Source organism: Dictyobacter formicarum (assembly GCF_016587435.1).
Genome location: NZ_BNJJ01000015.1, coordinates 53,931 through 71,311 on the forward strand (window position 1 = coordinate 53,931; position 17,381 = coordinate 71,311).

Annotated in this window: 16 protein-coding genes and 1 pseudogene; 9 read left to right on the plus strand and 8 right to left on the minus strand. The window is 54.9% G+C overall.

The genetic code is table 11. From position 1 onward, the window contains the following. The first annotated feature begins 286 nt into the window (after positions 1 to 286). On the plus strand, positions 287 to 1,249 hold the full coding sequence (locus tag JMI88_RS24500; RefSeq protein WP_201364601.1) for an alpha/beta hydrolase: 963 nt from the start codon (positions 287 to 289) through the stop codon (positions 1,247 to 1,249). A gap of 263 nt (positions 1,250 to 1,512) precedes the next feature. After that, on the plus strand, positions 1,513 to 2,547 hold the full coding sequence (locus JMI88_RS24505) for a zinc-binding dehydrogenase (protein ID WP_201364602.1): 1,035 nt from the start codon (positions 1,513 to 1,515) through the stop codon (positions 2,545 to 2,547). 1,111 nt (positions 2,548 to 3,658) lie between these two features. On the opposite strand, the gene JMI88_RS24510 is transcribed toward JMI88_RS24505, so the two are convergent. Continuing rightward, a complete protein-coding gene (locus JMI88_RS24510; protein WP_201364757.1) occupies positions 3,659 to 3,874 on the minus strand; it encodes an SDR family oxidoreductase in 216 nt (71 codons plus the stop codon). A 525-nt stretch (positions 3,875 to 4,399) separates the two neighbouring features. Further along, on the minus strand, positions 4,400 to 6,058 hold the full coding sequence (locus JMI88_RS24515; RefSeq protein WP_201364603.1) for an FAD-dependent oxidoreductase: 1,659 nt from the start codon (positions 6,056 to 6,058) through the stop codon (positions 4,400 to 4,402). A 535-nt stretch (positions 6,059 to 6,593) separates the two neighbouring features. Between JMI88_RS24515 and JMI88_RS24520 the strand changes: the two genes are divergently transcribed. Further along, complete coding sequence (locus JMI88_RS24520; protein WP_201364604.1) at positions 6,594 to 7,334, plus strand: hypothetical protein; 741 nt, start codon at positions 6,594 to 6,596, stop codon at positions 7,332 to 7,334. A 151-nt stretch (positions 7,335 to 7,485) separates the two neighbouring features. On the opposite strand, the gene JMI88_RS24525 is transcribed toward JMI88_RS24520, so the two are convergent. Further along, positions 7,486 to 7,863 carry a winged helix-turn-helix transcriptional regulator gene (locus tag JMI88_RS24525; protein WP_201364605.1) on the minus strand — a complete coding sequence of 126 codons (378 nt, stop codon included), beginning with the start codon at positions 7,861 to 7,863 and terminating at the stop codon, positions 7,486 to 7,488. A gap of 134 nt (positions 7,864 to 7,997) precedes the next feature. Between JMI88_RS24525 and JMI88_RS24530 the strand changes: the two genes are divergently transcribed. Then, the gene (locus JMI88_RS24530) at positions 7,998 to 8,597 is read left to right on the plus strand and encodes an NADPH-dependent FMN reductase (RefSeq protein WP_201364606.1); all 600 of its coding nucleotides are present in this window, start codon (positions 7,998 to 8,000) and stop codon (positions 8,595 to 8,597) included. Between the two features lie 254 nt (positions 8,598 to 8,851). Here JMI88_RS24530 and JMI88_RS39570 read toward each other — a convergent pair whose 3' ends face one another. Further along, a complete protein-coding gene (locus JMI88_RS39570; protein ID WP_236023042.1) occupies positions 8,852 to 9,244 on the minus strand; it encodes a WecB/TagA/CpsF family glycosyltransferase in 393 nt (130 codons plus the stop codon). A 212-nt stretch (positions 9,245 to 9,456) separates the two neighbouring features. Next, the gene (locus JMI88_RS24540; protein ID WP_201364607.1) at positions 9,457 to 9,786 is read right to left on the minus strand and encodes an ArsR/SmtB family transcription factor; all 330 of its coding nucleotides are present in this window, start codon (positions 9,784 to 9,786) and stop codon (positions 9,457 to 9,459) included. A 201-nt stretch (positions 9,787 to 9,987) separates the two neighbouring features. Between JMI88_RS24540 and JMI88_RS24545 the strand changes: the two genes are divergently transcribed. From JMI88_RS24545 to JMI88_RS24555, 3 genes are all read left to right on the plus strand, one after another. Further along, the gene (locus tag JMI88_RS24545) at positions 9,988 to 11,067 is read left to right on the plus strand and encodes an MFS transporter (protein ID WP_201364608.1); all 1,080 of its coding nucleotides are present in this window, start codon (positions 9,988 to 9,990) and stop codon (positions 11,065 to 11,067) included. Next, a complete protein-coding gene (locus JMI88_RS24550) occupies positions 11,024 to 11,209 on the plus strand; it encodes a hypothetical protein (RefSeq protein ID WP_201364609.1) in 186 nt (61 codons plus the stop codon). The genes JMI88_RS24545 and JMI88_RS24550 overlap by 44 nt, the downstream gene beginning before the upstream one ends. A gap of 933 nt (positions 11,210 to 12,142) precedes the next feature. Then, entirely contained in the window at positions 12,143 to 13,303 is a 1,161-nt protein-coding gene (locus JMI88_RS24555; RefSeq protein WP_268906013.1) for a DSD1 family PLP-dependent enzyme, read from the plus strand. Between the two features lie 82 nt (positions 13,304 to 13,385). Here JMI88_RS24555 and JMI88_RS24560 read toward each other — a convergent pair. From JMI88_RS24560 to JMI88_RS24570, 3 genes and pseudogenes are all read right to left on the minus strand, one after another. Continuing rightward, positions 13,386 to 13,685, minus strand: a pseudogene (locus tag JMI88_RS24560) (transposase); the annotation flags it as partial. Positions 13,686 to 13,804: 119 nt separating this feature from the next. After that, entirely contained in the window at positions 13,805 to 14,287 is a 483-nt protein-coding gene (locus JMI88_RS24565) for a hypothetical protein (protein WP_201364612.1), read from the minus strand. A gap of 197 nt (positions 14,288 to 14,484) precedes the next feature. Continuing rightward, a complete protein-coding gene (locus JMI88_RS24570; RefSeq protein ID WP_201364613.1) occupies positions 14,485 to 14,715 on the minus strand; it encodes a hypothetical protein in 231 nt (76 codons plus the stop codon). Positions 14,716 to 14,945: 230 nt separating this feature from the next. On the opposite strand from JMI88_RS24570, the gene JMI88_RS24575 reads away from it, so the two are divergent. Both JMI88_RS24575 and JMI88_RS24580 read left to right on the plus strand, forming a co-directional pair. Continuing rightward, on the plus strand, positions 14,946 to 15,476 hold the full coding sequence (locus JMI88_RS24575) for a P-loop nucleotide/nucleoside kinase family protein (RefSeq protein WP_201364614.1): 531 nt from the start codon (positions 14,946 to 14,948) through the stop codon (positions 15,474 to 15,476). A 104-nt stretch (positions 15,477 to 15,580) separates the two neighbouring features. Continuing rightward, a complete protein-coding gene (locus JMI88_RS24580) occupies positions 15,581 to 17,374 on the plus strand; it encodes a recombinase family protein (RefSeq protein WP_236023043.1) in 1,794 nt (597 codons plus the stop codon). Positions 17,375 to 17,381: the final 7 nt, after the last annotated feature.

The following is a 17,381-nucleotide window of genomic DNA, read 5'->3' on the forward strand; positions in this document are numbered from 1 at the left end:
TGATCTGTACCAGACGGATGATGAGTCATTCGCCAGGTGGTAAGAACCATGCGCTGTCAGCCAGCTCAAGTGAAGGAAAGCTGTGATGTGAAGGAATGTGTGGTGCGAAAGTGAGGCGATGTCCAGTGACATACGAGTACGCTGCTTCGTATACTCCAAAACAAGCGAACAGTCTATTGGTGTCCTTGTGCAATGATCGAGCTGCGCAAGGAAGAGAGGATGGAAGGAACACTCTTTGGCTGCAGACACGCTGTGTATTGTCATTCATCATTGAGGAGCCAGACCCATGACCAATCGGATTCAGCTTGAACCCGAGGCGCAAGCCTTCGCAGAATCGGTTGCCCTGTCACCTTTGCCTTGTACTCTTGGCCCCCAACAGGGGCGGCTCGCTCTCGATGAGGCGCAATCTGGCAAGGTTCGCAAGCCTGCAGTCGATATGGAAGACCTGACCATTGCAGCCGGTCCACGGGAGCAGGTAGCACTTCGCATCCTGCGGCCCCAGAACACGCAGTCACCACTGCCAGTCATCGTGTATCTCCATGGTACCGGCTGGGTCTTCGGCAGTCCGCAGACACATGATCGATTGGTACGTGAACTCGCCGTCGGAGCAGGGACTGCGGTCGTGTTCCCGGTGTATCAACGCAGCCCGGAGGTCCGCTACCCGACGGCCCTTGAGGAATGTTATATGGTGGCGCAGTGGGTTGAGAGATTCGGGCAAGAACATGGCCTGGATGCCGGGCGTCTCGCTGTGGCTGGCGACAGCGTTGGGGGCAACATGGCAACGGTGATCACCAGGCTCGCCAGGGAGCGTGGGGGGCCAGCCATTCGGCTTCAACTGCTGTTCTACCCGGTCACCGATGCGACCTTTGATACAGCGTCCTACCGCCAATTTGCCGAGGGGTACTCCTTGAGGCGCGACACCATGATGTGGTTCTGGGATCAGTACACGCCCCATCCTGGCGAGCGCAACGAGATCACCGCTTCGCCGCTTCGAGCCAGCGTTGAGGAATTGCAAGGACTTCCCCCGGCGCTCATCATCACTGCCGAGGCCGACGTGGTGCGTGATGAGGGGGAAGCCTATGCCAACAAACTGCGACAGGCAGGGGTGCGTGTCACAGCGGTGCGCTTCCAGGGCACCATCCACGACTTCGTGATGTTGAACGCCCTGGCGCAGACTGCGGCGACGCGGGGAGCGATTGCGCTTGCGACTGCCTGGCTACATGAGGAGTTCTCGATTCGGCTCATCTAGGAGCTTTGCGCTCCAAACATCCGTATGGAGGTAGGACCAGCCATGACGCCCGAACCAATCCAACAGGTGATTCAAGGTAGCCAGTGGGAAGATCGCCACCGAACTGTGCCCAAGCAGCTATAGGCATTTTTGCGTCAAAATAAAGTTGTACATACTTGATTGAGAGCAGAACCTGCCCCAGTGATACTGGCAGGAGAGATACAGCATTTTTGCTGCATCTCTCCCATCCATATCAGATTTTAAGAGAGGAGGAGGAAGTATCGATGCAAGCAGCCATTTTTCGTGGAGCCTTTGATATCCAGGTGGAGCAGATTTCCGATGCGGCCATTCTTGAGCCAACGGACGCCGTCGTTCAGATTACCCATGCCTGTATCTGTGGAACTGACCTGTGGCCCTATCGAGGTCAGGGGCCTTATCAACCTGGTTGGCAAATCGGGCATGAATGGATGGGCCTGGTCATGGATGTTGGTTCGCAGGTACGAACCATCAAACGAGGAGATCGCGTGATCGCTTCCTTTGACTTCTGTGATGGCACCTGTGAGTTCTGTCAGAAGGGTCTTGATAGCGCATGTGTGCAAGGAGGGATATGGGGTTTTGGGCATGAAGGTGGACAGGCTGAGGCGATTCGCGCACGTTTCGCAGACGCGACGCTGATCGTAATTCCACCATCTGTTGAGGGAGATGAAGCCATGCTCAAGGCCATCCTTCCTCTGACTGATGTCATGGCAACAGGCCACCACGCGGCAGTGACCGCCGGGGTGCGTCCAGGAGGAAGCGTGGTGGTGATCGGGGATGGCGCTGTCGGTTTGTGTGCCATCCTCGCTGCGCGTCGACTGGGAGCCGAGCGGATTCTTGCCCTGGGACATCAACCACACCGCTTCACCCTCGCGCGCCAGTTTGGAGCAACCGAGGTGATCACAAGCAGAGGCGAACAGGCAATCGGGCCAGTGCTTGAGATGACACAGGGAGGCGCGGAGGCGGTACTGGAGTGTGTGGGAACGGAGGAAACCATCAAGATGGCGGTGAATATGAGCCGTCCCGGTGGGACTGTCGGGTTTGTCGGAGCACCGCATGGGAGCGGACAGATTCCACTTGGACGCATGTTTTCTTCCAATATCGGCGTACGTGGAGGACTGGCACCAGCCCGGGCGTATCTTCCAGAACTACTCAAAGATGTGCTTGCTGGTCAGCTCGATCCCTCACCCATCCTGGACCGGACCGTCAGCTTAGCCGAGGTCGCTTCAGGATATCGCGCCATGGATCAGCGCCAAGCCATCAAAGTCCTGGTCCAGCCGTAACACCCACGGGATGCACAACGAGATATAGCTCACCAGTGAATGGGCTTGAGAGCATCTTTCCTTGCTCTTCCATTTTCGTGAAGAGGGTATTTCTGATCTCTGCCCAGAAAAAAGCCAGAGCATTGAGTGCACTTGCAAAGCCACTTCAGCTAAATGTGTATCTCGTTGCGCATCCCGTGTGCGCCGTGTCGCGCCTGACTGTATCCCTGGTGCAACCAGGAAGTACTCAGAAGGAGGTACTTGGATCACCCAACTTACCTGGAGCCGAAAGGCAAAGGAGACAAGAGCATGTTGCGGAAAGCAGTGATCAGACGAAGATATGTAATCTGATGCGTTGCAAGGTCCGCGCACTATGGCGAGAGCTAGACTGCCCAAAGCCCAATTCTTAGAGGAGCATGCGCACTCCCATCGACACCCTATCTGAAGTCGATGCCATCCTGAACGGAGATTGCCACGGGAGATCACTGTTCCTTCTGCTGGATGGACGATGACCAACGAGGTCATTCAAAGGAATGAGTGGGCCGCCTACGGTGCGCTCGATACGTACAGACAGGACGAAACACGGGATCATCTTCAAGGCGCGAGCCTCATGATGACGGAGTTCCCATCGTACTCAACTGCTCGGGGTAATGCCTGAGACATGGGGAAGGGGAACAGGTGGATGGCAACTGAAAGGAAGAAGGGCACGGGATGTGCGTAGACCTGAACCCGAGTGGTTGCCGTCAACTGGAGAGCCGTGTGCTTGGAAACCTGCACGCACGGTTCGGTGGGGGCCGACAGAAAAGGACTGACAACAGTACCTCGCTGGCGGCCTACCCTACGGGTTAGTGCTATCAATGGAAGCGAGGGATGTGTCAGATACGCTCAGTGAGCGCTCTCTTTCCAAGCCAATCAGCATAGGTTCTCTGTCAAAACCTGATCAGATGGACCGTGGGTGCTTTTGAGGAGGAGATAGAAGGTCTCCTCGAAAAGCATGGAAGAGAGCTGCAAGCCCCGATGTGGTTAAGGTCCGAATAATGCTGGGATTTACCTGCGTATCCCTTCCAATTTAAAGGTCTTTGAGCGATGATAGATCGAAGCGTTGTATGGTCTTACACTCTTCCTTTCTCGTTTAGACGGCAGTGCCGCCTCCTTCAACTGGAAGGGTTATGCCATGCACATAGCTTGCTTCATCGTTGGCAAGGAAGACGGCGGGGCCAACCAGTTCTGTTGCCTGAGCTATTCTTCTAGCCGGAGAGGTACTTGCCAATTGCGCCAGAATTTCTTCTACGCCTGCTGTTCCCGGAGTATATGTTGGGCCAGGGGCAATGGCATTTACCGTGGCAATAGACGCCTAGAGCTTATCGCGACATCAGCACCATTCTTAGCGAGCGTACGAGCGGTTGTCGCACCGATACCACGCGATCCTCACATCGTCTAAAACTCACATGGTTGTCTCTCTCCCTCTGACATCCTCAACAATACGAGAGTGCTCTCCCCTGTTCCTCTCTAACACGAACAAGCAAGCGACAATGACACCACACCCACCTACCGCAGTCGAAAGCATGTCCTTTCGTCCCATGCTTGATGGAGAGAAACAGGAATGGCTATGGTCAACCTTTGTGAAATGAGTAAACTTGAAAGAGAAAAAACGGACCTGGCCCAATCTTGAAACGTCATGCGTCGTGGACGCACCACCCCCGATGAGGCATACACACTGCAGAAGATATTGGTGACGAAATCAAAAATTGAGCTTGTGATGAGAGGCAACATCTTTGCTGTTCGAGCCAGAGAAACCAATGTGAACAGGTGATCGAGATACTCGCGCCGCACACTTCCCAAAAAGCGTTCACAGATGGCATTCGCTCGCTGCTCAGCGAGCGAATGCGAGGTGCTCGTGGACGGAACGTACTGAGGCCGAGCCTTCGCCAACGGCTGCCGCGACCCGCTTGACCGAGCCCGCCCGGACGTCGCCGACGGCGAACAATCCGGGATAGCTAGTCTCAAAGGGCAGCGGTCGTCGGCCCAGCGCTTCCCATCGTTCGTCGAGGCGCTCTTCGCCTAGGGACCGGTCGGTAAGCACGAAACCGTGCTCATCGAGGGCCGCGCATCCTGATAGCCAATTCGCGGCAGGATCTACGCCGATGAAGGAGAACAGAGCGTTGCACGGCACCACGGCATCTCCGCCAACGGTTGTGACACGTACTAACGCGAGGGTCCGGTCACCGTCCAGACTGACGATCTTGGTGTTGGTTCGCACGTTGATTCGAGCATCGGCCTCGATCCGGTCGACGAGGTAGCGCGACATGTTAGCGTTCAGGTCATGGCCGCGGATGACGATAGTAGTCGGGCTGCCTGCCGCTGCCAGGAACAATGCAGCCTGTCCGGCTGAGTTGCCTCCGCCTGCGACCATGACCGGTGACCCGGCACAGAGGCGCGCTTCCATTTCGGTAGCTGCGTAGTACACCCCGTTGCCTTCGAAATCCGCGAGACGGGCCGCTGCGAGTCGTCGGTAGCGAGCCCCGCTGGCGACGATCACAGCACGACCAGCGACATCAGTCCCATCCGAAAGGCGGATCACGAGATGGCCGGCCTTCTCACGTAGCGACGAGGCTGTACACGGACTTGTGAGATGGGCGCCAAACTTCTCCGCTTGCACAACGGCCCGCTGGGTAAGGTCGCCGCCGGAAATCCCGGTCGGGAACCCGAGGTAGTTCTCGATGAGTGAGCTGGTCCCTGCCTGGCCTCCGACAGCGGCCATCTCGACGACCAGGGTTCGCAGTCCCTCGGAGGCGCCATAGACCGCTGCTGCGAGACCGGCTGGCCCCGCACCGACCACGACGAGGTCGAAACAGCGTTCGGGAAGGCTGTTGATGGTCAATCCGAGGTACTCCGCCAGCTCTCCAGGGGTCGGGTGGCGCAAGACCCAGCCGGAGGCGATCACGACTGGCAACTCGCCCGGGTGGACAGAGAACTCGCGCAGGAGGAGTTCGACGGCAGCGTCGTGATCCGAGTCCAGCCACTCATGGGGAATGCGGTTGCGGGCCAGGAACTCCCGGACCCGGAGCGACTCGGGCGAGAACCGGGAACCCACGACGCGAATGGCAGCTGATGCCCCGCTCAGCAGCATGGACCTGCGGACGAGAAAGGAGGCGAGGATCGTGTTGCTGAGGCTGGGGTTCGTCGCGATCACATGTTGCAGTGCTGCCCTCGGTACTACGATGACCTCGCCGGACTGAGTAACACGAGCCGATAGATACACCCGCTGGCCGGTCAGCAAGTTCAGCTCGCCCAGAAATCGACCAGGACCGTGGCGAGCGATGGACCGTTCCTCGCCGTCGGAGTGGACTACGATCTCGGCCGCTCCCGAGAGGATCACGTAGAAGTCGTAGGTGATGTCCCCTTCCCGATAGAGGTACTCGCCCACGGCCACCGACCGTCGGGTCCCAAGCGCCTCGAGAACGGCAAGCTCAGAGTCATCGAGTGTGGGAAACGCGCCGGCGTCATCAGCCGGCGACAGACGGTAGCTCATCGCTTCGACCTCCCTGGCGGTAGCCCCGCGAACTCGCAGGGACCACCAGATATATTCTCTGTGTCATCGACCTCTTTCCTTATTGATTGGTTTTTCTCAGAAGCGGATGGCAAGAAGGGAGAGCGCTTCTCCAGCCCCCATACGTTCTCCTCGAGATGTCGGTGACAACTTTGTATGGTCCGATCCCTTGTTCAGAGGGATGTACGAACAAACCAATATATGTCTATGCACGTAGACGTTTCTAGTATTGCTTCCCTAGGAACGCTGCTCCATTCCCAGAAAGGGATTGACCTTTCTATCTGCTAAGAATACTATAGCATAGCATTCTCTCACTTGGTAAGATCGATCTCACTCTCCGAACTACGGAGAGCTTTCCTCAATTGGCTTGTGGCATTAGTTTTGCCTTACGCAAAGCGCAGGCCTTGCTGCTCTACCTGGCAATCGGAGGAATAATGCACTCCCGCTGCAAGCTGGCCGCCTTCCTCTGGCCCGATAGTGAACCCCACCAGGCGCGCACCTTGTTGCAGGAGTCCAGATGGTGTTAGGGGCCCCAGTGGTCGAATGTCTCTACGCCCACCTGGGGCAGGCCTACACCTTCCAGCAGGCCTGGAAACAGGCTCAGGACGCCTATCAAAGAGCTAGTCGCTTATGCGCAGCGCCACCAGCTGCCCGGCTGGTGAGTCTGACGCTCAACCTCCTGGCGATTCTGGCCGTCCAACAGTCGCATAACAAACTACCGGTGCAGGCGCTCCTGGAGGAAGCGTGGCGCATGACCGAGACGAGTCGTGATCAGCAAGCACTGGTAGAAACAGAATGGGACCTGGCACAGATCATCGCCATCGTCTGGGACGCTCTCACGAGCTCCTTAACTCATGGAGAACATGTGCTGGAATTGGCACAAGCGAGCCATGATAAGGAGCTGGAAGCGCGAAGTCGTTCCACGTTTGGCGTGATCCATATTCTGAGAGGAGACTTTGAGGAAGCTATGCCCTATCTGGAAACATCCCTGGGGTTTTACATAGCATTGGACACCGAGCCAGGCGCGTCGCGAGAACTTTCACTGGCACACTTCCTGATCGGTGCTCCACCCACCCAACCCTTGGCAAATCTTGCGTCAGAAGCCATGTGCTGTGCATTCCAGGCGTTCGCGCAAGTGAATAGTGGACAGGTGCAACAGAGCATCCGCAGTAGCCACCGGGCGCTCACAATCGTTCAGGAGAGCAAGAATATTTGGGTACATATCTACTTTGGGGTGACATGCCGCATACCTCTATGAGGGGAAAAGCGCTCGCTTGCTGTATGCAAGGAGAACACTACCAGACGAAACATCCCGTTCGATGACACAGACAAGCAGCCCGGAAACCTACCATCCATGGACATGAAGCATATCATCGCAAAACCCAAATGGACCGCAGCATCCTATCCACTCACTTGACCTCTTCCTCAAGCATGGGAAACTCGGCGGCGTGGGTCTGGGCCCAATCGATGAGCGCACACAGTGTTGGAAGCAGCGTTTGAGCAAGCGCCGTGAGCGCATACTCGACACGCGGGGGCACGGTCGGGTAGACCGTCCGTGTGACAAAGCATTGTTTCTCTAACCGCTGTAACGTTTGGCTGAGCATCTTGTGCGAGATCCCACTCACATCGCGCTTCAACTGGCTGTAGTGCCTGGGTCCGTCTGCCAGGGCCACAATCACCAGCGTGGTCCACTTGTCGGCAATCAGATCGAGCAAGCGTCGGGATGGGCAGCGTGCACTCCACACGTCAGATCCACGAATCTTCCCAAGCAAGGCTCCTGTTTCCATGGCACTCACCTCCTGGTAAGTCATGCACCCAAAAGTGCGTTCTTGTCTCAAGGCTTTGACTCTCTTATAGTGAGTATAGCACAAAGAGAGAGCAGTGTCTCTGCTGACTCATTCTACAAACAAGAGGAGAAAAAATGAGTACCAATCCCCATATTTTGGTGATTTTTGGGAGTACGCGGCAAGGCCGCAGAGGTGAAGTTGTGGCAAACTGGCTTATGGATCGCCTAGCTTTGCGCACCGATGCAACATATGAGTTTATTGATCTCCGCGATATCTCCCTCCCTTTCTTTGATTCCCCCACCTTGCCAGTGTATGGACATCTTGCTCCCGAAGCTGAGAGGTGGGCAGCACAGGTTGAGCGGGCTGATGGCTTTATTTTTGTCACCCCTGAATATAATTATGGCTATCCGGCTGTGCTCAAGAATGCCATTGACCACCTGTACCTCCAGTGGGTCCATAAGCCAGCGGCTATCGTGAACTATGGTGGTTTCTCCGCAGGATATCGGGTAGCCGAGCAGTTGCGCCTGGTGCTCATCGAGTTGAAAATGGTCCCCATTCGCGAGCAAGTTGGCATCTCGTTGGTCCCTGGCGTGGTTCCCAACGTATCCGACAAGCCTGATTCGCCAAGTGGGGCATTTCTGGACCGGGCTTTGGAGAAGATGGTAAACGAGTTGCTGTGGTGGGCCGCAGTGCTCATTCCTGCACGGGAACGTGATCGGCAGGATCAAGACTAGCAAGGCATTCGAGTACTCTCGGCTCGGCGTTGCCAGTGTCATCAGGGACGATGGAATGGCTGAGCATGAGCGGGCTTTATCTGGCAGCCCCGGTTGGCACGGCTAAGCCTGACAGCTTACGTAGCTCCAGGCCAAGCTGTAAATTTGGGCAATCCGTGAGCAGATTTTGATACATTTGTGGTTGGTTTGCCCCTTCGCCGAGCCAAAAGCCCACTCACCGACTTATCCGAATTTCGCTCACAGATTGCCCAAATTTACACCTCCTTGTCTCGAAATAGGTCTCTTGACGTATTCTCGCTCAAGGAGACATGGTTTCCGCTCGTGTGCCCGCTCTTATTGTTCAGTTTTGATTCTCGTTGCGCAACCCGTGGGAAGCTCCTGGTTTGCGGGACAGTGCAGGGTCCCGTCTGATTGGAGGGTGAAATCGTGGCCCGAGAAGCGACCAGCCTTCCATGTGGAGCCCACCTCTGGAGGAGCATTGCCAGAGGCAGGGCCGTGTGTGGTGCAGGCGGGAAGAGAGCAGGAGCAAACTCGGTGGTGCGCTCCGGTTCAGGCGAAAGTATATGCCCTAATTCCAGGCGGAGGTTCCAGACCATTGGGATACCATCTGCCAGCATTCCTGTCCCCAGGTCGAATGAGAGCACCACCGGTCGGGATCGATTTCCTGATCTTCATCGGAAAGGGCAGGCTCAAAGGCGCCACGATGCAAATACAGCTCGACGACATCGCAGGTGGTGAATGCTTGCGGCGGGAGATTGGTGAAAAAGAGCTCGTAGACGACGCCTGAACGTGTGAGCCCACCGGGCTCTTCTTTTTGCGTGCAGGATGTGTGGCGACGACCAAGCGGCAGGGGACACCATCAGGCCCCAGAGGCATCCTGCTCTTCTTTTGCGTAGGCACCGAGAATTGCATCCAGCAGGCCGGGAAAGCGTGCATCAAGATCCTCGCGCCGCAGGGATATAAAGGCCATCGTCCCGCTCTGACGAGTCTGCGTCAGGCCAGATTCGCGCAGCACTTTGAGATGATGCGACAGTGTTGACTTGGCAACCTCAAGCTCAAAGTTTTTACAGTTCAATACCGTTTTCTTAGCCAGTTCTTTGATAATGCTCTGCCGGCTAGGGTCGCTCAAGGCGTAGAAGATATCCGACAGCTTGATATCATCTCTGGCTGGATGATGCTGCGTTCTCACTTGTCATTCCTTTTTTTCTATGGTACAATCCCAATTGTTCGATGATTGTAGAACAATAGAAATTGTGTGGAGAGAAACGGCGCGTTGCTTAACACATCTGGTGGTGTGGTACGGCGTTCTTTTCATCCCTATTGTAGCACTTTTGGGAGCATAATTTCAATTGTTCGTGAACAATGAAACGAATAGTTGAGGAGAGACTGCATGTGGTTTCGTATTCTGGTGCTGGCGGTGGGAACCTTTGCGTTGGGGACGGACGCATTTGTGATTTCCGGCATTTTGCCTGATATGGCACATCAGCTCAACATATCGGTTGATCTGGCCGGTCAATTAGTGACTGTATTTTCCCTGACCTACGCGCTGGGAGCGCCTGTGCTGGCTACGCTGGCAGGTAATGTAGGACGCAAGCGGTTGTTATTGTTCAGCCTGTCTCTGTTTGTCGCGGCGAACGTGCTGGCGGCTGTAGCGACCAGCTTTGGTGTCCTGATCGTGGCGCGAGTCCTGGCTGCAATTGGCGCGGCTTTATATACCCCTACCGCGTCGGCGGTAGCGGCTGCCTTAGCCCCGGCTGAGAAGCGCGGGCGGGCTCTTTCGTTGGTAATGACCGGGATGACCGTTTCGCTGATCCTGGGCGTGCCGCTGGGCATTGTGATCGGCTCGCAATTTGGTTGGCAGATGACCTTTGTGCTGATCGCGACCTTGAGTGCGCTTGCCCTGGTCGGGGTACTGGCTCTCTTTCCTACTGTTGCCAATCCCCCAGCGATTAAGCTGAGCACTCGCCTGGCTCTATTACGCAAGCCAACCGTATTCGTAACATTACTGGTCACGCTTGCCTGTATCGTCGGCAATTTTACCGTCTATACGTATCTCGGCCCCTTCTTGCAGCAGGTGACGCATCTGAATGGCGTTGGCATCAGTAGTGTCTTCTTCCTCTTCGGACTAGTGGGTCTGCTGGGGAACGCCATCGGTGCCTATAGCATCGACCGTTGGGGAGCTGTACGGACCATTGTACCCTGCGTGGTCGTAGTTGGGCTGGCGTTTCTTACGCTCTCGCTGGCGGCTACTTCGTTTCTTACCGTTGCTGTGGCGATTGCCATGTGGAGCATAGCCGGAACAACGATATTGCCCGCCCAGCAGCATCGTTTGATCGCGTTATCGCCGGAGGGGCCGGGCGTGGTCCTCTCGCTCAATAGTTCCGCGATCTACCTTGGCTCTGCCGGGGGTCTGCTCTGGGGGTCTGATGGTGCGTTTCACGCCACTGACCACGCTCGGCTGGATAGGTAGCGGCTGGGAATTGATTGCCCTCATCGTGTTGTTCTGGAGCGTCTGGCTGATAAACAGAGCGGTACGGCGAGGCGATCAGCCGGAGTGTGTGTTTGAGAAGTGCGATGAGGCGCGGATCGTGGAAGGATCGGGTATTGCTTAGAAGCTGGTTATGATTTTTCAAGAACAATCCTGGTAAAAAAGGCCCTTGAGTATGAATGGATACCGTCGCTATCAGCGCGATGCCATGCCGAGTTCTGTGTAAAGACACAGAACTCGGCATGGCATCCGTTCCTTGTTGCCAATCGCAATCGTATATCTCCCCAGCCTCAGCATTGGGATAATCATCAAGGGTGATGGTGTGACAATTGTTCCAGGCTGCCTCGGTTCGTTCTCGAAACCAAGAAAGAAAAGCTTCGTTGAAGTGCAATGGAGGTAGGATCGAGGACATATCTCCCTTCCTTTGCTGATTGTGTAGTCATGCTGGCACTATTGTACAGAGTTTGTCCCGGCACTACAAGGCAATTGCCCGAAGATGTTTCTTGCTATCTCAGCAGTATACCTCGATGCCGCAAAAGTTGTGTGATTGTACTTAGCCACGCCTGGTGACGACTCGTGGTGGGATCGCGTCGATGGGGAAGGCGGCGTATGTGTTTGCGTGTAAATAAGGCGATGCGTCGTCACATGTACGGACTGGGCAAGTGAGGGAAGGGATGGTGCTGTTTTGATGCAAGGCAGGAGCAGGTATGGCTGCCAGGTGAGAAGAGGAAATAGACTGGAATGTGGCGGAGGGTAGGGTATGAATCAAAATGACTGGCTACGTGACCCAATCTGGCAATTTTGAGGAGTGGTTGTAGGCGCCGCATTAAGTATATCGTACTTGCCGTATGTGGTGCCAGCGCCTACATATTTCCCTAGAGATGTAAGCCTTGCTTGGGCAAATCGTTTCTCATCTGGTATACTTGGGCAGAGCTTTGTAAATGAAGCATCTTCTCTCAGCTCCATCATTGTTACACATCACCTATTGCGCTTGGAGGGACGTCGATAGTCGCACAGACTGTCGCTGGACCATCCAGAACTGGAGGAAACCCTCGCTATGAATTCACTGACGATCGTCGGTCCCGACACGCCGTTCGCGGTGCTCGATCACGCCAAACTGCTCCAAAATATTCTTCGCATGCGGCAACACATCGATCGGCTTGGGGTGACACTTCGGCCCCACATCAAAACAGCGAAGTCCGTCGACGTTGCGAACTGCCTCTTCGACGACGTTCCTGGACCCATCACGGTCTCGACACTGGCCGAGGCTGACGCCTTCGCGGATGCTGGGTACACTGACATGATATACGCTGTTGGCATCGCTCCACACAAACTCCCACACGTCCTCGCACTTCGTGCGCGTGGCGTCGATCTCGCTGTCCTGCTTGACAGTCAAGAACAGGCTGAGGCCGTTGCCCAGGCCTCATGTGAGGCAAGGACGCGCATCCCTGCCTTCGTTGAGATCGACTGTGATGGACACCGTGGTGGTGTCCTGGTAGACGATCCAGCCCTGATCGACATTGGCCGGATTTTGGACAGCGCTGCGGAGTTGCGGGGCGTGCTCACACACGCTGGCGAGTCGTACTTTGCTGACACCCCAGAAGCGTTAGCAGTCGCAGCCGAAAATGAACGCGCAGTTGCTGTTACCGCAGCGAATGCTCTGCAAACCATGGGCCTGCCGTGTCCTGTCGTGAGTGTTGGTTCGACACCGACTGCATATGCAGCCGTCGATCTCACAGGCGTCACAGAGGTCCGTGCCGGCAACTATATGTTCTTCGACCTCGTCATGGCAGGCGTCGGAGTCTGCGACATTGACAACTTGGCGCTCTCTGTAGTTGTCACGGTGATCGGGCACCGCGAAAGCCGGGGATGGATCGTCACTGATGGCGGATGGATGGCAACATCCAGCGACCGCGGGACCGCGCGCCAACGGGTTGACCAGGGATATGGCATGGTCACCGACCTCGATGGTGTTCCTTACACGGACCTGATCATGAGTCACGCCAGCCAAGAGCATGGCATCCTCACCATCCGTCCCGATAGCGCCGCTGTTCTTCCCTCTCTCCCTATCGGGACCCGGGTGCGAATTCTGCCAAATCACGCCTGCGCGACGGCTGCTCAATATGACAAGTACCACGTGATTCATCTCACGTCAGCCATTGAGGACGCTAGACCCGCAACCATTGATGCCATATGGCGTCGCGTGAACGGGTGGTGATTGCTCGTCTGGTTCTGATGATGGTTGGTATCGAGAACTTGCACAACTGGAGTGACCCCTTGCCACCAGACCACAACCGAAGTCAACACCCTAACCCTTGATAATACGCGGCTTCAAATTCGATGGGAGGTACATAGCCAAGGCTGGAATGCAAACGTTTGGCATTGTAAACTTCATCAATACATTGTCCAATGTTGGCCGACGCCTCTTCAAACGTTTGGTACTGCTTAAGATAGACCTCTTCCTGTTTCAAGGTTTTGAAGAAACTTTCCGCTTTGGTATTGTCGTAGGCATTGCCTTTGGCTGACATGCTGATTTGGATACCCATGCTCATCAATCGCTCAGTGTAAGCAGAACTGGCATATTGCACGCCCCGATCCGATACAAACGGACTCAGATGAGGACAACACTCTTTGCAACGGAAAAAGAAGCATTGCATCCCTCGCCTGCGATATTCACGCAATAGGTATTACCCAACCAGATTTGATATCAGACACGCTCTTACTTGAGCCAGTTGGAATCCTGGCGCCATTTCGGCTGCTTGGGTTGTGGAGGCTGAGCAGGCTGGGGAGGCTGCACGGTCTGCCTCTGTCCGAGAGGGCCGGAGGGCCCTAGAGCACCAGAAGGCGAAAAAACCGGAACGGGCACCGCGGGCGGCGCGAAATTCGTGGACAGCGCCCCGCTGGGCGATCTCATCTGCAACTTTTCTAGTTCCTCGATCTGGGCACACAACTCCTTTACGCGCGCGTTCAGTCTCTTGATCTCCCGAGCGTCGTGCCGAACCGAGCGCGTCGAAAAGATGTAGAGCAAGAGCCCACCCAGGAAGGCTCCGAAGAAAAAGAGCAGGAACACCGGAATGCCTGGAAGATGCCAGGAAAAGAAAGTCAGGTGAACGCTGGATAACAATATCGCAAAGTTCTGTATCAGCATAACCAGGGCAGCTGCGACCAGCAGGATCAAAAATAACAGCGCAATGTAAAACACGACCGACCCTCCTTTGGTGCGAGCTATAGATAGATATATATTCAAGTATAGTTATATTCGGGGCAGATGGCAAGAAAATGAGACGAAGCGGTTGCTCCTTACTTCGCCAAAAAGGGGAGATATGCGTCAAAGCTCAAACAAAAGCCTTTTATGTCCGCTATGCATCTGCCATATAGACTATCTGGTGCGGCTTCTGGCTAGTAAAGAGCCAGGATACTGGCGCAATTGCCTGGAAAGATCCACGTATGTCGATCGCGCTGGTTTCCGGTCACCACGTCTCGCGGTATCATAAACAGGCCCAGATGCTGCCAATCCGACGGCACCGTGTAGCGAATGCGATACCGGGCAGCCACTTTCCCGGCGTACTCGTTACGCATATCATGGATCACGAGTTCGGTGGGAAGGCCCCAGGCCAGGGCGCTATACATACATTGACTCTGTAGCCCAATTCATGATCCAAGCTCAAATTGCGTTCTTCATCAGCCTGTAGAGTGAAATGGCCAATTTTTCTCTCATAAAATGTCTCATGGCCGCGTTTGGTGCATACTACCTGCTTGCTCAAAACATGGGAGAGTTGAGAAAAAGAGGCGACTTGATTGCGCTGGCGCGAGGCATTGGGGATAATAGACGAGAAAAACATTGAAAGAAGCTCATACCAATGATCATTCTGATTAATGGCTCGTTTGCATCCGGGAAGACCACGACAGCAGAACTACTGGTTCAGCGTCTGTACCATAGCATGCTCTATGACCCCGAGATAGTAGGAGCTGGGTTAGCCGCTATCGTCAAACCCATCGAAGCCTTTACCGACTTTCAGGATCTGACCGCATGGCGTCCCCTCGTGATAGAAACAGCACGCGTGCTCAAGCAGGTGTATGGACGGACGTTAATCATTCCCATGACCTTGTGGCACCGCCCCTACTTTGAGGAGATTACCGATGGCCTTCGCCAGATTGATCCACACTTCTACCATTTCTGTCTCACTGCGCGGAAGGAAACGCTCCTCAATGGTACAATCACAAATGACAAATTTTGCTTGAGTCGGCTGAGATATCTTCCCAAAAGGTCAGCACGAAAAGGCTTCCCACATGAGAGACAATACGCTTCAGAGACCATCAAGATCATAGATTGCCCGAAGGTAGAAGTCTATGAACAAACGACAATGGAGCATCCATCATTCCACGATTGAGGCTCCTGGTGCTGAGCGTCGATGGGATCAAGCCTATCAGCTGCTTCTCCAATGGAGCAGGCCATCTTCGCCTTCCACCTTCCAGGAGTCAGGACACCGGGAGGATGACAATGAACATCGCAGTCTACGTCCGCGTTTCAACGCAACGACAAACACAGACACAAACGATCGAACAACAACTCGACAGTTTGCACAACTATCATGAAGCACAAGGCTGGCCGTGGCAAGAGGAACACATCTTTCGTGATGATGGCTACAGCGGGGCCAAACTGCGTCGTCCGGGGCTAGATCGGTTACGAGAGCAAATCGGACGGGCCATCTTTGATCGCGTAGTGATCACGGCCCCTGATCGACTGGCTCGTAACTACGTGCATCAGATGCTGCTCATTGAAGAATTTGAACAAGGTGGATGTCAGGTGGAGTTTGTGGATCGTCCCATGAGCCATGATCCCCACGATCAACTTCTGCTCCAAATTCGCGGAGCCGTTTCCGAGTACGAACGCAGTTTGATTGCCGAGCGTATGAGGCGGGGACGACGTCAGAAGTACCTGGCAGGTGGGTTGCTTCCTTGGACCCGCGCACCCTATGGATATCGGGTTGATCCTGCCCATCCCCGTGATCCGGCAGGGGTCCGTCTTGACCTGGCAGAAGCCGCGGTCGTGGCAGAACTGTTCTCAAGCTACCTGCAAGAAGGCAAGAGCTTAAAGGCGGAAATCCAACGCTTAACAAACCTGGGTGTGGCCAGTCCTGCCGGGAAAACCCGATGGAATCAGGCCACCCTCCGAGGCATTCTTACCAACCCTGTCTACACGGGAACTGTCTACATTGGACGCAGTCGTCCTACTGAGGCTCGTGGACGACACTCAGCCCTGGTCCCTATTGGCCGAGGTCGAGGAGGACATGTCCAGACGAACCAGGAGGAATGGACTGCCATCACTCAAGTTCCAGCAGTGATCAACCAGGAGCAATTTGATTTGGTGCAACAAAAACTGGTACACAATCAGCAATTTGCCCGTCGCAACAATACCGCCTATCCCTACCTGCTACGTGCCATGGTCAGTTGTGGGACATGTCGGCTTGGCTGTATTGGTCGCAGTAGCCGCGGAGGCTATGCGTACTATGTCTGTGTGGGCAAAAGCCATGGAACTATCTCGCACCGAGATGAAAAATGTCCAGCACGTTCGATTCCTGTTGAGCAACTCGATGAACTGGTCTGGCAAGATGTCTGTGAGATACTCACGCATCCCAACGCCATTACCACTGCGCTCGCTCGTGCTCAAGGTGGGCTGTGGCTTCCTCAAGAACTGCAAGCTCGTCGGGAGAATCTGCGCAAGGCGAGAGTTAGTTTGGAACAGCAGATGGAACGGCTAACGGATGCCTATCTGGCGAATGTGCTTCAACTCGAAGAGTACAAGAGACGCAAGATTGAATTGGAACAGCGCCTGTCTGTTATTGCCGAACAAAAGCGGCAATTGGAAGCTACTGTGGGATGCCATGATCAGCTTGCTGGAATGGTGCAATCGATTGAAATATTCTGCCAGCGCGTTCAGCAAGGGCTCAGTGCCGCCACCTTTGAACAGAAGCGGCAGCTCATCGAATTGCTTGTTGATCGTGTCATCGTCACGAACGAAGAGGTTGAGATCCGCTATGTGATCCCAACCTCTTCCAAGGGCGAAACGACTCGTTTTTGTCATTTGCGATTAGACTATTTCAATCGCCTTGCACAACGCCAACAGGAACACACTGCACAAGCTCTTGTCTGGATTCAAGAGCGGCTTGATCGGTGTCTGACTGCCTTTGCTTCTCCTGGTTTCGCTGTGCAGATCCCAACCGATGAAAAGCGCCCAGAAGAGATTGTGGAAGAGATTCTGACCCAGATCAACTCCTCGTTTCTTTAGCGTCTCG

Excerpts from the sequence above, each read along its gene's own strand:
- JMI88_RS24500 (WP_201364601.1), top strand. The coding sequence starts at position 287 with ATGACCAATCGGATTCAGCTTGAACCCGAGGCGCAAGCCTTCGCAGAA.
- JMI88_RS24505 (WP_201364602.1), top strand. The coding sequence starts at position 1,513 with ATGCAAGCAGCCATTTTTCGTGGAGCCTTTGATATCCAGGTGGAGCAG.
- JMI88_RS24515 (WP_201364603.1), bottom strand. The coding sequence starts at position 6,058 with ATGAGCTACCGTCTGTCGCCGGCTGATGACGCCGGCGCGTTTCCCACA.
- JMI88_RS24520 (WP_201364604.1), top strand. The coding sequence starts at position 6,594 with ATGGTGTTAGGGGCCCCAGTGGTCGAATGTCTCTACGCCCACCTGGGG.
- JMI88_RS24525 (WP_201364605.1), bottom strand. The coding sequence starts at position 7,863 with ATGGAAACAGGAGCCTTGCTTGGGAAGATTCGTGGATCTGACGTGTGG.
- JMI88_RS24530 (WP_201364606.1), top strand. The coding sequence starts at position 7,998 with ATGAGTACCAATCCCCATATTTTGGTGATTTTTGGGAGTACGCGGCAA.
- JMI88_RS24545 (WP_201364608.1), top strand. The coding sequence starts at position 9,988 with ATGTGGTTTCGTATTCTGGTGCTGGCGGTGGGAACCTTTGCGTTGGGG.
- JMI88_RS24550 (WP_201364609.1), top strand. The coding sequence starts at position 11,024 with ATGGTGCGTTTCACGCCACTGACCACGCTCGGCTGGATAGGTAGCGGC.
- JMI88_RS24555 (WP_268906013.1), top strand. The coding sequence starts at position 12,143 with ATGAATTCACTGACGATCGTCGGTCCCGACACGCCGTTCGCGGTGCTC.
- JMI88_RS24570 (WP_201364613.1), bottom strand. The coding sequence starts at position 14,715 with ATGTATAGCGCCCTGGCCTGGGGCCTTCCCACCGAACTCGTGATCCAT.
- JMI88_RS24575 (WP_201364614.1), top strand. The coding sequence starts at position 14,946 with ATGATCATTCTGATTAATGGCTCGTTTGCATCCGGGAAGACCACGACA.
- JMI88_RS24580 (WP_236023043.1), top strand. The coding sequence starts at position 15,581 with ATGACAATGAACATCGCAGTCTACGTCCGCGTTTCAACGCAACGACAA.